The 16,061-nt window shown below is 35.0% G+C and carries 14 protein-coding genes; 8 read left to right on the forward strand and 6 right to left on the reverse strand.

What is annotated here, in order from left to right; all coding sequences use genetic code 11:
* Positions 1–3: 3 nt before the first annotated feature.
* Positions 4–1,170, forward strand: a complete 1,167-nt coding sequence (locus tag GQ46_RS07520; RefSeq protein ID WP_044400023.1) for a VWA domain-containing protein — start codon at positions 4–6, stop codon at positions 1,168–1,170.
* A gap of 97 nt (positions 1,171–1,267) precedes the next feature.
* On the opposite strand, the gene GQ46_RS07525 is transcribed toward GQ46_RS07520, so the two are convergent.
* The 5 genes from GQ46_RS07525 to GQ46_RS07545 form a co-directional block, all read right to left on the reverse strand.
* Positions 1,268–2,779: a S8 family serine peptidase gene (locus GQ46_RS07525; RefSeq protein ID WP_044400025.1), complete on the reverse strand. Its 1,512-nt coding sequence runs from the start codon at positions 2,777–2,779 to the stop codon at positions 1,268–1,270.
* A 104-nt stretch (positions 2,780–2,883) separates the two neighbouring features.
* On the reverse strand, positions 2,884–3,174 hold the full coding sequence (locus tag GQ46_RS07530) for a twin-arginine translocase TatA/TatE family subunit (RefSeq protein WP_044400028.1): 291 nt from the start codon (positions 3,172–3,174) through the stop codon (positions 2,884–2,886).
* Between the two features lie 105 nt (positions 3,175–3,279).
* Positions 3,280–3,807: an inorganic diphosphatase gene (locus GQ46_RS07535; protein WP_044400031.1), complete on the reverse strand. Its 528-nt coding sequence runs from the start codon at positions 3,805–3,807 to the stop codon at positions 3,280–3,282.
* Positions 3,808–3,951: 144 nt separating this feature from the next.
* Entirely contained in the window at positions 3,952–6,453 is a 2,502-nt protein-coding gene (locus GQ46_RS07540; protein WP_044400034.1) for a DUF5686 and carboxypeptidase-like regulatory domain-containing protein, read from the reverse strand.
* Between the two features lie 161 nt (positions 6,454–6,614).
* Positions 6,615–7,595, reverse strand: coding sequence for a pyruvate dehydrogenase complex E1 component subunit beta (locus tag GQ46_RS07545; protein WP_044400037.1), 981 nt, complete (start codon positions 7,593–7,595; stop codon positions 6,615–6,617).
* Positions 7,596–7,807: 212 nt separating this feature from the next.
* On the opposite strand from GQ46_RS07545, the gene GQ46_RS07550 reads away from it, so the two are divergent.
* The 6 genes from GQ46_RS07550 to GQ46_RS07575 all read left to right on the forward strand — a co-directional run bounded on the left by GQ46_RS07550 (position 7,808) and on the right by GQ46_RS07575 (position 14,280).
* Positions 7,808–8,554, forward strand: coding sequence for an electron transfer flavoprotein subunit beta/FixA family protein (locus GQ46_RS07550; protein ID WP_044400040.1), 747 nt, complete (start codon positions 7,808–7,810; stop codon positions 8,552–8,554).
* 104 nt (positions 8,555–8,658) lie between these two features.
* A complete protein-coding gene (locus tag GQ46_RS07555) occupies positions 8,659–9,621 on the forward strand; it encodes an electron transfer flavoprotein subunit alpha/FixB family protein (RefSeq protein WP_044400043.1) in 963 nt (320 codons plus the stop codon).
* Positions 9,622–9,698: 77 nt separating this feature from the next.
* The gene (locus tag GQ46_RS07560) at positions 9,699–10,313 is read left to right on the forward strand and encodes a bifunctional nuclease family protein (protein WP_044400045.1); all 615 of its coding nucleotides are present in this window, start codon (positions 9,699–9,701) and stop codon (positions 10,311–10,313) included.
* Positions 10,314–10,320: 7 nt separating this feature from the next.
* Complete coding sequence (locus GQ46_RS07565; RefSeq protein ID WP_044404717.1) at positions 10,321–12,060, forward strand: NupC/NupG family nucleoside CNT transporter; 1,740 nt, start codon at positions 10,321–10,323, stop codon at positions 12,058–12,060.
* 239 nt (positions 12,061–12,299) lie between these two features.
* A complete protein-coding gene (locus tag GQ46_RS07570) occupies positions 12,300–13,124 on the forward strand; it encodes a thymidylate synthase (RefSeq protein WP_044404720.1) in 825 nt (274 codons plus the stop codon).
* A gap of 469 nt (positions 13,125–13,593) precedes the next feature.
* A complete protein-coding gene (locus GQ46_RS07575; protein ID WP_044400047.1) occupies positions 13,594–14,280 on the forward strand; it encodes a M24 family metallopeptidase in 687 nt (228 codons plus the stop codon).
* A gap of 119 nt (positions 14,281–14,399) precedes the next feature.
* On the opposite strand, the gene GQ46_RS07580 is transcribed toward GQ46_RS07575, so the two are convergent.
* On the reverse strand, positions 14,400–14,696 hold the full coding sequence (locus GQ46_RS07580) for an isoamylase early set domain-containing protein (RefSeq protein ID WP_044400049.1): 297 nt from the start codon (positions 14,694–14,696) through the stop codon (positions 14,400–14,402).
* Positions 14,697–14,960: 264 nt separating this feature from the next.
* On the opposite strand from GQ46_RS07580, the gene GQ46_RS07585 reads away from it, so the two are divergent.
* Entirely contained in the window at positions 14,961–15,872 is a 912-nt protein-coding gene (locus GQ46_RS07585) for a dihydrofolate reductase (RefSeq protein ID WP_044400051.1), read from the forward strand.
* Positions 15,873–16,061 lie beyond the last annotated feature (189 nt).

The following is a 16,061-nucleotide window of genomic DNA, read 5'->3' on the forward strand; positions in this document are numbered from 1 at the left end:
CTTATGAAAACAATTTTTAAAACGGGCATAATTTTGCTCACCGTATTCGGTATAACCGCCTGTAATGCCAATAACAAAAAACAAAGCGACAGGTATGGTTTAAACCAAGGAGCTAAAACAAGCACCCACAAACCTAACAAGCAATACATAAAAGTCGCATTATTACTGGACACCAGTAATAGTATGGATGGGTTAATAGATCAGGCAAAAGCCCAACTTTGGGAAATTGTAAACGAGTTATCCTATGCAAAATGTAAAGATGAAAAACCAAATTTACAAATCGCTATTTATGAATATGGTAACGATAGACTGAATGCTGAGGAAGGTTATATTCGCCAAGTTTTAGCGTTTAGCGATGATTTAGATGAAATCTCCAAACAGCTCTTTTCTTTAACTACAAAAGGCGGTAATGAATATTGTGGTTACGTTATTAATACCGCTTTAGACCAATTAAAATGGAATGACAACCCTGACGATCTTAAATTTATTTTCATTGCTGGAAACGAGCCTTTTACGCAAGGGGAAGTTAATTATAAAGCGGCTTCTAAACGTGCACACAATAAAGACATTACTGTAAACACTATTTTTTGTGGGGACTACAATCAAGGTGTTTCCAGCTTTTGGAAGGATGGTGCAGATCTAGCCCATGGCGATTATATGGCTATTAATCACAACCAGGAAACGGTACATGTTTCTACCCCTTATGATGAGACTATTTTAAAGGAAAACAAAAAACTAAACGATACCTATATTGCTTATGGAAAAAGCGGGCGGGAAAAAATGAGTTTACAAGCAGAACAAGATACTAATGCTGAGACTTACAGCGATGCCAATGCGGTGAGCAGAACGGTAAGTAAAAGTTCGCACTTATATAAAAATGCTGCCTGGGATTTAGTGGATGCTTCAAAAGAAGCTGATTTTGAATATGGAAATTTAGATAAATCTGAACTTCCAGCCGAATTACAGGGTAAATCTGAAACGGAAATTAAAACCTATATCTCTAAAAAGAAAGCGGAACGAGAAGCGATTCAAAGTAAAATACAAGCCTTAAACACAAAGCGTAAAGCGTTCCTTTTAAAAAGCAATACAGAGAATACTAATGGCTTAGAGAGTGTAATGGTTAAAGCTATTAAAACACAGGCTGAGAAAAAAAACTACAGCTGGAAGTAATCACTTTTATTAAGAGTACTAGCAAAAAAAAAGCCGCGACAGTGTCGCGACTTTTCAACATAACTTATATTCTTAAAACAAATTAGTATAACTATGGTTATTGTACTGCTTGTAATGCATCAATATTCCCGTAGCCAAAACTTCCATTTCTATTAGGATAGAATTCTGAAGATTGCTTTAATTTATTTAGTACTTGTGTTCTACTCCAACTTGGGTGAATTGACCAAACTAAGGCTGCAATTCCTGCTGTCGTTGCTGTTGCTACAGAAGAACCTCCGGTATAACTTCTTTGATTATCGTAGAAACCTAAAACCGGTGGGTGTTTACTTGTGTTATTATCACCTTCCATTATAATGGTGAAATCAATTTTGCTTCCGCTATGGCAAGTCTCACATCTTTCGTAATTAGGGCCATCATCAACTCCTGTTACGGCCACAACTTCACTCATAGTCGCTGGAAAAATAACACCATAACCATTGGTAAAACTAGTAGACGTTCCTCCAGCTGCGAAAATTAATTTGTTTTTACTATAGGCATATTTTACAGCATCTTTAATGTTACCAATAGACCACACGTAACCAATAGACATTGAAATAATTTTCACATCACTTCTGTTAGCCAATTCAGTTAATGCTTTAGAAACACCTTTACGTTCATGATAGTCATTTAGCAATACATCTTCTGTGGCACGATACGCTACTAAATTCGAATTGTATGCTACACCTACAGGCATGCCGTTATCGTTTCTTGGTGCTGCCATTGTTGATGCCATTTGCGTCCCATGACCACATTTATCATGTGGGCCATCATAATTATTAGACCACCACCAAGCAGAATCTATAAACGTCCCATACTTTTGTACAAAACGCCCATTTGAATACCCATCGTTTATACCACCAGAATTTAGCAAAGATTGAGATTGAGAGACTCCCGTATCAATTAAACCAATAGTAACTCCAGCACCTGTACTATAGTTCCAGGCTTGTGGAATGTTGTGCTTTTGAAAATTCCAGGCTACCTGAGCGTTGTTTGGTGCTATGGTAGTATAATGTGAACTATTAATAGACGCACCATCTTTATTACAACCAGAACTTGAACGCATGGCATTGTCTGCTCCAAAATGATTGTATCCATTTGGTTCTAAATAACGAACGTTATCTGCTTTTCTTAAGTCTTCGATTGTTTTAATGTTCTCTACTTTTACATCGATCACATTAATAATTTCATGCTCTACAACCGTTTCCTTTCCGCGGGAGTAGTTTTCGTTGGCCTCGATTATTTTCAAGATATTATCTTTCTTTGTTTCCAAGGCAGCCGAACGATTTTCACTAAAACTTTCATTGTCGTTACCGTAACCTACCGTTAAAATGTTATTACCGTGTATTACAGCACTCCAAAGAAAATGATTGGATTCGTTTTTCCAATCAAACTCCTGACCCTTACTCAACTGCAATTCGATTTCTGCATTAATCTCAGCAATGGTTAAGGGCTTTGATTGATCAATAGTTTGTTCTTCGATTTCTTTAAAATCGTTTGTCGTATCCTCTGCACAGGAAGACAGCATACATACTGCTACTAATAAAAGTAGTTTTGAAAAATTGGTTTTCATTTAATATCTTTTAATGGATTAGACCCTCAAGATATTAAATATTTAACATTTATTTAGCTTTTGAAATATGAAATTCACAATATGTTGTGAAAATATTTGTAAATCTATAGTTTACGCCTGATAGAACCCGTAAAATCCTCAAGATCGTCTTTTACCTTTTTCAGCTCTTCATTGACATCTTTAGTGATGCTGGTATCGATACCGTGTTTGTCGGCAGATTTTGTAATCTCCCCCTTAATATCATTAGTCGCGTCTTTAAGTGTGCGCATGCCCTTACCCAAACCGCGGGCGATTTCAGGAATTTTATCGGCACCAAAAACCATAACCACAATAAGTAGTATTACTGCTATTTCTGCGCCGCTTATAAATAAAAAGGTTACTAACTGTATCACCATGCAAATATAATAAGTTGTATTGGGTTTAAAACATTTTCTAAGTTAAAAAGAAAAGCCTTTCAGAAAATAAATTCTGAAAGGCTTTTGTTTCATTTGTAAAACTTACTAGATAGTGAAGTCTCCATTGGTTTTATGTACGCTATTTTCGTAACGATCAATACATTTATTTAAAATAATGTAAGCTTCTTTTGCATCTCCCCAACCACCAACGTCTACTTTTTTCTTTTCTAAGTCTTTGTAAACCTGAAAGAAATGTTCGATTTCTTTAATTTGATGTGGATTCATATCAGACAAATCATTTAAGCTATTCCAGATAGGATCACTTACCGGTACACAAATTACTTTTTCATCTGGTCCCTTTTCATCTGCCATATGAAATACACCTATTGGTTTTACCTCAACAACACACATTGGAAACGTGGGTTCACCACCCATAACTAAAACATCTAATGGATCACCATCTAATGCTAAAGTTTCTGGAATAAAACCATAATCTGCCGGGTACATCATTGAAGAAAACAACATACGATCGAAACGTATTTTCTTTAAATCAAAATCGTATTCGTATTTGTTTCTACTCCCTTTTGGGATTTCTATTAAAACGTCAAACGTTAATTTTCCTGCTGGACTCATTGAAAAAATTTATTTTTCATTCCCACGACAGTGGGAATCTTATTATTATTGCTTAATTTTCCTGAAGAACCTACTGTTTTTCGGGCTGCAAAAATACGTAATGATTTGAGTATTGGCAAGAAATATTTTATTCTTGTTATTAACTTAAAAATAAAAGCCAAAACTTCCAGTCACACCAAATTTTCTAGCCTCTGGATTTGTAACAGGGTTTAAATAATTGCCTCTAAAATTAAAGTCTATTCTTAAAATTTTAAAAATATTTCCAACACCCACACTATATTCATAATACGCTTCTTTACTTGGTGCTCTATACACTAAACCTGAAGCATTAATATCTCGGTTCTCTTGTGAGACATTACCAACAACACCTCTAAAGCCTAAAATAGCTCTTAAGTTGTATTTTTTTAATAGCGGTATACGAGAGAATAATCTTCCATTAAAATTATGTTCTACGTGTAAAGTAGCATATTCATCGGTTACAAATTCATAAAAATCTAATTGAGAAAAGGTATTATAAATTGAGAAATAGGTTTGATTTCCAGGTATAACACTCATTAAACCTAAGGGAATGTCACCATAGGTTTTGCCAACCTCAACAGTTGTGCTTAAACGCCCAAAGGCACCAATAGCCCAGGGTTGTAAATATGAAAATTGTAGCTTGGTATAGTCGAAATCACTATTAAAAACACTCTTATCACCTTTTGTCACTTGTGCAAAAAGCCTTGCAAAATCATCATTTTTTGTACGACGCTCAACACCAAAACCGGTCATTTCCCGCTGAGGAAAATACGATAATGATATCGCGGTCTCATACTGTTTAACTTCACTTTCTGTCGTGGTTTGAGAAGCATCAGTGTAATAATCTAAACTAAAAGTTGATGATGCAGATTCTAAGGTTCTGTAAGTACCACTAATTCGCGTGACAAAATTTCTAAAGGGTTCTGCTTCTAGTGCTAATGTGGATAAATTTACATTGGTTAATTTATCATTTGTACCGGTTCCGATAACAGATGACGAAGCCAAACTCCTCCCCAAAACATCGGTAGATGAAGTTAAATTTGCACCTATTTGCTCGACATCTCGCCTATTCCCTCCAGAGATGATAAGTCGGCTTCTCTTGTCTAACAACCATTTTCCTGAAATGCCATACTTAAACTTATTATCTTTAAAACCATAAGCCGTAAACCCTTCTAATCGCCATAAATCATTTTGTCCAAAATACGTTCGTCCTCCTGCTCTTAAACGCACACCTTCAACATCGTTGTATCCAAAAACCGAAAATACGGGACCAACATCCAAATTTAATTGATCAAATTCTATGTAACCAGAAGCCAAAATACTCCCTAAATTATATAATTTTTTAAATTTTTTAGTTTGCTTTAAAGAATCTAACATCACGTAAACGCCCTTTTCATCTTTACTTAGCTCCTCCATTCTATTCTTCTCCCAAAAAGCATCATCTTGGTTGTATAGATCTTCATCAAAACTATAAACTTTCTTATTATAAAATTCTGGCTCTTTAACTTTATTAAATTCGTAATTATCATATAAAGTAGTACGTTTTCCATAAATACCTTTTGACGCTTCCTTTTTATTTAACGCAAAGTCAGACATGAAATAATCACGTTTAATTAAAAATGTAGAGTCATTTAAAACGTCAAATTCCTGCTCAATATAAATCTCTTTAACCCAGTTTATATTAGCACTTTTTGAGGCTTGCAAATTTATATTCTTAATGGCATAGGTCGTGTCGGCCACCCAAAAATCACCCTTAAAAGTAAGTTCATTCTTTCGCCTTGGGTAGTAAATAATATTGTAGCACCATTTATCACCTATAAATGAGCTGTCAGCCAATACATAATTATAGACCTGTATTCCCGTTCTTGATAACGGACTCGTGAAGCTTTTATCAAAAAACTTTAAGTAGTTCTCATAAACATCATATTCGCTATATAAATCATCAATAAAGTCTATAATAATCTGATTATTACTAAACCCAGAATTTTTATTTCCTCTTAAAATTTCACGCTTTTCGTTGATAACATTATCTCCATACACTTCACTTGAAGCCTCGTTAATAAACATTGGCAAATACGTTTTACCCGTTACTCTTGAGGTATCCACTTGCTCGAAAACGAATTCCATACCACGAAACAACTTACTATTTACTGTTGCGCTGTCGATGGTGTTTAAATCGAATTCTACCTTTTCGTATTTATCGTATTGGTACTGTTTGTATTGTTTTAGACCATTACTACGTTTGTTTGCCCAGATTTTTCTTAGAATATCTATGGCTGGATTGTTTTTTTTAGGCTGTTTCCCAGTCACCAAGATAACTTCGTTTAGTGCCGCTGCATCTTCACTTAAAGTCACATTAAATTCATAATTCACCTTTTTATCAAGGGTGACAACTTGGGTTTTATACCCTATAAATGAAAAAATAACGACGTCATAGTTTTCATCACTTTCCAGATAAAAGGTCCCATTTTCATCGGTAATCGTTCCTATGCTGGTACCCTGAAAATAGACATTTGCGTAAGCAATAGGTTCTTTAGATTCATCATAAATATGACCACTCACTTTTGTTTGAGCTAAAGCGGAAAGACTTCCGAAGAATAAAAGGAGTAATAGGTATTTCAATTTCATGATTGGGTTTTAATGTTTTTCAAAGGTCCTATAGAACATGCATTTAATTATACCACTTTGCGAAAAATGATAAGCTATAAATGGTTTATAGGTTTCGAATATAAACAAAAAACTTCATCAACAATTATGCTAATGAAGCTTTAAGTCACTGTTTTAATATTTTATTTCTTGTACATTACCTTTTTTACTGCCTTTACCACTTCATCACTATTTGGCAACCACTCTTCTAATAAAACTGGTGAATATGGTGCTGGCGTATCTGCTGTATTTATTTTTACCACTGGCGCATCTAAATAATCAAAGGCCTCAGACTGTACAATGTAAGTTAACTCTGTAGACACATTCCCAAAAGGCCATGCTTCTTCTAAAATCACTAAACGATTTGTTTTTTTAACCGACTTTAAAACGGCCGCTTTATCTAGAGGTCGCACGGTACGTAAATCAATAATTTCACATGAAATACCTTCTTTAGCTAGTTCATCTGCCGCTTTATAGGCTTCTTTAATAATTTTACCAAAAGAGACTATCGTTACATCTGTACCTTCTCTTTTTATCTCTGCAACACCTATAGGAATTGTATATTCTCCTTCTGGCACTTCACCCTTATCGCCATACATTTGCTCACTTTCCATGAAAATAACCGGATCGTCATCACGTATTGCGGATTTTAATAAACCTTTTGCGTCATAAGGTGTTGAAGGCACCACCACTTTTAAACCAGGCGTATTTGCAAACCAGCTTTCAAATGCCTGAGAGTGTGTTGCTCCTAATTGGCCTGCAGAAGCTGTTGGACCTCTAAAAACAATAGGACACTTAAATTGTCCACCAGACATTTGCCTAATCTTTGCTGCATTATTTATAATTTGATCAATTCCAACTAAAGAGAAATTAAAAGTCATATACTCTACAATGGGCCTGTTACCAGTCATCGTACTCCCAATAGCGATACCCGCAAAACCAAGTTCGGAAATAGGCGTGTCAATCACACGTTTTGCGCCAAACTCGTCAAGCATCCCTTTAGAGGCTTTGTAAGCACCATTGTATTCAGCGACCTCCTCACCCATCAAATAAACGCTTTCATCTCTGCGCATTTCTTCACTCATGGCTTCGCAAATAGCTTCTCTAAATTGAATAGTCTTCATATTACATGTAAAAATTGAAGGACAAAAATAAGAATAAAACGAAACTATTCCATTAACAATTTATTTAAAATTTATTATGCATGCATAGTATATTTCCAAAATAAAATAATTATCTTCGTAACTTGAAAAAAGAAGCGCGAAGCGAATAATAAACGATAACGTTATAGTTCTCGCCTTCTCAAATAAAATAGTCTTAATTTAATTATAGAAATATGAAAATTTTAGTGTGTATCAGTCACGTTCCAGACACTACATCGAAAATTAATTTTACAGATGGAGATTCTAAATTCGATACGAACGGCGTTCAATTTGTAATCAACCCTAATGATGAGTTTGGTTTAACCCGTGCGATGTGGTTTAAAGAAAAGCAAGGCGCAACAGTAGATGTTGTAAATGTAGGGGGTGCAGAAACAGAACCAACATTACGAAAGGCTTTAGCTATTGGCGCAGACACTGCGATTAGAGTTAACACAACAGCAAAAGATGGTTTTCAAGTCGCTAAAGAATTAGCTAAAGTTGTAAAAGACGGTGGTTACGATTTGGTTATTGCCGGTCGTGAATCTATTGATTATAATGGTGCCATGGTACCAGGTATGTTAGCCGAATTAACGAACGCTAATTTTGTTACCAATTGCATTAGTTTAGATGTTGATGGTACAACTGCTAAAGCGACTAGAGAAATTGATGGCGGAAAAGAAACGGTAACCACAAGTTTGCCTTTAGTTATTGGAGGACAAAAAGGATTGGTAGAAGAAAGTGACTTACGTATCCCAAATATGAGAGGTATTATGATGGCGCGTAAAAAACCTTTAACGGTACTTGAACCGGCTACGGCTGAGACAGAAACGACAACGGTTAAATTTGAAAAGCCAGTTCCTAAGGGCGCTGTGACTTTAGTAGATGCAGATAATTTAGATGAACTAGTGAACTTACTTCATAATGAGGCTAAGGTAATTTAGTTGTAAACTAAAGTGGCCCAAACTTGTTTTGAGAGCGCTTGAAGTTTACAGTAACATTAATTAGATTCCCACCTTCGTGGGAATGACAAATACAAATATTTATTATGTCAGTTTTAGTATATACAGAATCAGAAAATGGAAAATTTAAGAAAACAGCTTTAGAAGTTGCTTCTTATGCCAAAGCTGTTGCAGACCAAATGGGAACAACAGTAACTGCAATTGCAGTAAATGCTGGAGACACCAGCGAATTAGAAAAATATGGAGTCGATAAAGTTTTAAAGGTATCCAATTCAGCTTTAGACACATTCAACGCAAAATCTTACGCTGCTGCCATTAAGCAAGCCGCAGAAAAAGAAGGTACGAAAGTAGTTATTGTTAGTCAAAGTGCAGACAGTAAGTACTTAGCACCTATTTTAGCCGTTGGTTTACAGGCCGGTTATGCGTCTAATGTTGTTGAAGCGCCTTCTAGTACTTCTCCGTTTACAGTGAAACGCACCGCGTTCACAAACAAAGCATTTAACATTACTACTATAGATACAGACGTTAAAGTTGTTGGTGTCTCTAATAACTCTTTTGGTTTGGTTGAGACCGCTGCAAGTGCAACTACAGAAGACTTTTCTCCTGTCATTCCAGATTCTGGAGTAACAGTACAGTCTGTTGACAAAGCAACCGACAAAGTAACTATTGCAGATGCAGAAATAGTAGTGTCTGCTGGTCGTGGAATGAAAGGACCAGAGAACTGGGGCATGATAGAAGAACTAGCAGGTGTTTTAGGCGCCGCTACGGCGTGCTCAAAACCAGTATCTGACTTAGGTTGGAGACCACACGGTGAACACGTAGGGCAAACAGGAAAACCCGTTGCGGCAAACTTATATATTGCCATAGGTATTTCTGGAGCGATTCAGCATTTAGCAGGAATTAATGCTTCTAAAGTAAAAGTGGTTATCAATACAGATCCAGAAGCACCTTTTTTTAAGGCTGCCGATTATGGTGTTGTTGGTGATGCTTTTGAAGTTGTTCCTGTACTAATCGAAAAATTAAAAGCATTTAAAGCGGCAAACGCTTAATTTTTTATAAATTGTGCTCGTAAAAAAGCGGTTTAAATTTTTTTTACAATTTGAACCGCTTTTTTTATTTTTAACATATGAGCTTAGTAAGACTAAAAATAAAAGGAATATCATACAGCCAAACTCAAAATGGCGCGTATGCTTTGATATTAAATGAAGTAGATGGCGATCGAAAACTTCCAATTGTTATTGGTGCTTTCGAAGCCCAATCTATTGCTATTGCGTTAGAAAAAGAAATTCGACCACCAAGGCCATTAACTCATGACCTTTTTAAAAATTTCGCTGACCGGTTTGATATCGTAGTGAAACAAGTAATCATTCATAAACTGGTAGATGGTGTTTTTTATTCTAGTTTAATTTGCGAACGTGATAAAATTGAAGAAATCATTGATGCAAGAACAAGCGATGCCATTGCCTTAGCGTTGCGTTTTCAAGCGCCTATTTTTACTTACAAGAATATATTAGACAAAGCTGGAATTTACTTAAAAGTGGACCCGAATAAGGAGGATGAGGAATCTCCTGAAAGCATCATAATAGAAGACATTATTAATGAAGAGCTAGAGCTAAGCGATACTGAAGGAGATTACAAATCGCATACGCTTGAAGAACTACAGCGTCTTTTAGACGAAGCCGTTAGTAGTGAAGATTATGAGAAAGCTGCCAAAATTAGAGATGAGATTTCTAAACGATAAACACCTTATGAAACATTTTTTATTAGCTGTTACAGCTATTTTTTTTGGGATAGCTTCTGTTTTAGCTCAAGATATTAACAAAACTTGGAAAGTAGATGCTTTAGAAAACACCTCTGAAAACGCATTATTTTCTCCCTCTGAAACATTAGAATTAAAAGACGGTACATTTAAAATTTTAGCAACTGATGCTATTGAAAAAGCAGCGGGTGATTACCTATACCAAAACAATTTACTTGTTTTCTATTTTAATACACCCAAAGACACCACTCGAAATTTTAGAATTTCAGAAAAAACAGATTCTACTTTAGTATTCTCTGAAAGAAACACCAGATATTCTTTTAAAAATCAAGCTTTAGAGGAAGTGGCTATAATTACAGATGCGACTACCCCTATTATTCCTAGTCAAGGTTTTTCGTTTGGAAGCCTATGGCGCGGTATTTTAGGTATGATTTCACTTATTGTTATTGCCTTTTTATTTAGTAGTAATAGAAAAGCAATTAACTGGAAAACTGTTGGTTTAGGTTTATTTTTTCAGCTCGTTATCGCCATAGGGGTGTTAAAAATTGACTTTATAAAATCAGCGTTCGAATATATTGGAAAAGCTTTTATAGCTATTTTAGGCTTTACTCAAGCAGGAAGCGAGTTTTTATTTGGTGGCATGCTAGATGTTAAGTCTTTTGGATTTATTTTTGCTTTTCAGGTGTTACCAACCATTATCTTCTTTTCCGCATTAACTTCTGTATTATTCTATTTAGGGCTTATTCAAAAAGCCGTAAAAGGCATGGGTTTATTACTCACTAAAATTCTAGGAATCTCTGGGGCAGAGAGTTTAAGTGTTGCTGGAAACATTTTTTTAGGGCAAACAGAAGCGCCTTTACTTATCAAGGCCTATTTGGAAAAGATGAACAAGTCTGAAATCCTATTGGTTATGATTGGCGGTATGGCTACTGTTGCCGGCGCTGTATTAGCAGCATACATAGGTTTTTTAGGAGGTGAAGATGAAGCCCTTCAATTATTCTATGCGAAACACCTTTTAGCAGCTTCAGTAATGGCGGCACCTGGAGCCATTGTTATTTCTAAAATACTTTATCCGCAAACCGAAAAAATAAACACAGAAGTGAGTGTCTCTCAGGAGAAAATAGGCTCTAATATACTTGAAGCGATAGCCAACGGCACCACTGAAGGCTTAAGATTGGCTGTAAATGTTGGCGCCATGTTGTTAGTTTTCGTCGCCTTTATCGCAATGATTAATGGTATTTTAGGCGGCATGGCTGGCTTTGATGGTTTGGTGATAGACAGCTTGAATATCAATTGGCAGTTTACCTCGCTTAACGAAATTATCGCTGTAAACACCCCATACGATAAGCTCTCATTGGAGTTTTTATTAGGCTATTTATTTGCACCACTCATGTGGTTAATAGGTGTTGCTCAAGAAGACATGGCGCTAATGGGACAACTGTTAGGTATCAAATTAGCCGCAAGTGAATTTATTGGGTATATTCAATTGGCAGAACTTAAAAATGTGGTAAGCGCAACCCATTTAACATACGAAAAGTCGATTATTATGGCAACCTACATGCTTTGTGGCTTTGCAAACTTCGCCTCTATTGGTATTCAAATTGGAGGCATTGGTTCTTTAGCACCAGGGCAACGTAAGCTGCTTTCAAAATTTGGATTGAAAGCTTTACTAGGAGGCACCATTGCATCTTTAATTTCTGCAACCATTGCAGGAATGATTATAGGTTAATAAATTCACAAGAAGATAGTAGTCTTTTAAAACAAAGAGACTAGGCACACTAAAAGAACGCGAATACCCCATCCTGTTATGCCTGTTTTTTATTTTTAAATCATAGGCCACAAAACGTTAATAACTTTTTATATAAATTAGAGCATCTAAGACCAATCTTAGGTGCTTTTTTTTAATTTTAACCCCAAGTAAAACAGACGTTTAATTTAATGAGATTCCCACTTTCGTGGGTAGTGCGCATGAAACAATACCACGATTTAGTAAAACACGTATTAGAAAACGGAAACCAGAAAGGCGATCGCACAGGAACAGGCACATTAAGTGTGTTTGGACACCAAATGCGTTTTGATTTAAGTGAAGGTTTCCCAATGGTAACGACTAAAAAACTCCATTTAAAATCTATAATTTACGAATTGCTTTGGTTTCTTAAGGGGGATACAAACATTAATTACCTTAAAGAAAACGGGGTTAAAATTTGGGATTCATGGGCCGATGAAAATGGCGATTTAGGTCCCGTTTATGGTCACCAATGGCGCAACTGGAACAGTGATGAAGTTGACCAAATAAAAGAAGTCGTAGAAACACTAAAAAACAACCCAAATAGTCGTCGCATGTTAGTTTCTGCATGGAATCCATCTGTTTTACCCGATACTTCAAAATCATTCAGTGAAAATGTGACTAATGGCAAAGCTGCTTTACCACCTTGCCATGCTTTTTTTCAGTTTTATGTTGCAGAAGGCAAATTATCTTGCCAATTATACCAACGCAGTGCAGACATTTTTTTAGGTGTCCCATTTAACATTGCCTCTTACGCCTTATTTACGATGATGATGGCTCAGGTTTGTGGCTACGAAGTAGGCGAATTTATTCACACCTTTGGTGATGCCCATATTTACAGCAATCATATTGAACAATTAGAATTACAATTGTCTCGTGAGTTACGCCCATTACCAACCATGAAAATCAACCCTAATGTAAAAGACATCTTAGCTTTTAAATTTGAAGATTTTACTTTGGAAAATTACGAGCCTCACCCACATATAAAAGGTGCTGTTGCTGTGTAGTTGTAGTACCTTATATGAAATCACAAGTAAACAAGTCCCTTTATTTGATGAATTAGAGTAAGCAGATCATTATGATCCCACAGCTAAGAACTAAATCATTAAATAAAAGATTTTATTGCCGAAAATATTAGCTCTGAATTTGTGTTGCAGCTTTTGAACACCAAGACTCCATTGTATTTAACTTTAAAATTTTAATTACTAAGCAAGTCTATAGCACTACGTTGTTGGTACTGCCGTTTCTCAAAAAGAGGACACTGAGTATCAAATACTATTTTAAAAACATCCTGACATTAAAATCAATAATAAGATAGAATTGAATACGTCGTATGACTTTTCGGGATTTTATGTCATAAACAAATTAGCAAACTAACAGGGCAAATTTAAAAACTCGAATCGCGTGTAACCGAAAATCATTTCATCATCTTTACACTACACGACATACACAAGAAACTTACCCTCTTATTTAAAAATGACTTCTATAGATAAACGCATAATTAACTTAATCGAAGCTGAGAGAAAAGCCAATATTCTTTTTGAAGAAATTGAAAATCGACATCTTATAATTGGCGAAAAAACGGAACACGAACTAAATAAGGAAGTCTTTAATTTAGCCTATGAATTATTTGGAATTAAAAAATTTTGGCACAAACGTATTGTAAGGTCAGGAAAAAACACGCTACTTCCCTATGAAGCAAATCCAATCAATTTAACAATTCAAAAAGATGATATTTTGTTTTTTGATTTTGGTCCCGTTTTTGAAAATTGGGAGGCAGATATTGGCAAAACATATGTGCTTGGTACTAATCAAAAAAAACTAAAACTAAAACGAGATGTTGAACTCGCCTGGCAAGAAGGAAAAGCATACTTTGATCAAAATAAGAACAGGTTAACAGGAGCGAATTTTTATCATTATACTAAAGCCTTGGCTAAAAAATATGGTTGGGAATATGGAAACCATCACTGTGGTCATTTAATCGGTAATTTTCCACATGAAAAAATTTTAGGCGAAGAAGAAATTAATTACATTCATCCCAATAACAACTTACTAATGACAGAAAAAGACAACAACGGAGATGAACGCTTTTGGATTTATGAAATCCATTTTATAGACAGAAAATCAGAAATAGGTGGGTTTTTCGAACAGTTACTATCTTAATCATTTTAGTAAATTAAACGCCTAAGCCATTAATTCTATAAGCTAATTTAGAAATACGATTCTCATTATTAGGACCTCATAATTCTCCCTATTGAAATAAAAGAAAACAGTAGTAAATACTACAGTTTCAAAACACTATTCTCATCAGCAGCATAATCATTCCAAGCAAAAGCATCTGCTTCTTCCTCATTTTTCCATTGCCCATCCACAAGGTATCTAAACTCATAAGATTGATTTTTCTCAAGATTCACCGTTCCTTTAAACAGCCCGTTCTTTAGCTTTTTAAGTGGCTCTGCTTCTGTACTCCATGCATTCCAGTTTCCAACTAAAGAAACGTTATTGGCATCTGCTGCAGGCACAGTAAAAGTTACTTTACACACAGGTTTCGATTTTAAAAATTGTTTTCTAATAGCCATACTAATAAATTTATTGAATACTAAAATTAGTAAACTAACAGTAACTTTAAAAGGTCATTCTCATTTAATAACAAAGAATTATCGTTTTGATAAAATGCAGGTCATTAATTGTAGAATTCTAAATTATTTGTTTTATTTTTAATGGTATCGCTAAATTATTTTTAAGCGTAATTAACTAATTATCAAAGGATATCATTATCATTTGAAATAGAAAATAAAAATTTCAATCAAAACGTGTAACTTTACATTATAAACACCTTTTGTATGTTCGGAAAAAAGAAAGAAAAACCACAAATAGACCCAGAGCAATTTGAATTAATTAAAAATGCACAAGGTCGTATAAAGCAAAAAAAACGCCTATATATTCACTTCGTTATTTTTTTAATTGGTGCTGTTTTTTTAATAATCGCTAATACGTTTTTAGGTATTGGTGAAGACGTAAAAATATTCGGTTTAGACTGGTTTGTTATTGCTATATCCATCTGGTTATGCTTCTTTTTATATCATTTATTTAATGTGTTCATCACCAATAAATTTATGGGACCAGCATGGGAAAAAGCACAATTAGATAAATTAGTTGCAAAACAAAAACTACGGATTGAAAAAATAAAAGCAGATTTAGAAAAAGAAGCACCTCAGGAAGCCGAAAACAAGCTTAACAATAAAGCGCTTGCTTCTAAAAACATTAAGAACCTAACCTCTATTGTAGCAGCTGGTGAAAACAATGAGATAGGCAAGAATAATGAATTGATTTGGCACTTAAAGGATGACTTAAAACGCTTTAAAACACTCACTTCCGGACATCATATTATTATGGGTCGTAAAACATTTGAAAGTTTTCAAAAACCACTACCAAACAGAACCCACGTGGTTATTACCAGACAACAAAATTATGAAGTACCATTAGGTGTTATTGTCGTTAATTCTATGGAAGATGCGCTCGATGCTGCAAAAAATGACAGTCAGCCATTTATCATTGGTGGTGGTGAAATTTACAAACAAGCCATGCCTTTTGTTTCTAAAATTGAATTAACCCGTGTACATGCAACCTTTGATGCCGATACTTTTTTTCCACAACTCGATTTAACCAATTGGAAGGAAATAGCAAGTAAAATTCACGCTCAAGATGAAGATCATGATTATGCGTTTTCGTTTCTAACCTATGAACGAAAGTGATTTTTCTTGTTTTTTTGAAAAGAAAGTGATTTCGTTTAGGCTAAATTTAACATATTGGACTAATCCAAAACGTTTGTAGAACAGGTACTACCGGCATAATTCTAAATTTTGATTTACTGAACGCGTCGTTCGTTTGTTATAAAATTACATCACTATTAAACAACGCTTCTCATGCTTTTCTTTAGTTCT

Origin of the sequence: Lacinutrix sp. Hel_I_90 (assembly GCF_000934685.1) — a bacterium.
In the GTDB taxonomy this organism is placed as follows: domain Bacteria; phylum Bacteroidota; class Bacteroidia; order Flavobacteriales; family Flavobacteriaceae; genus Lacinutrix.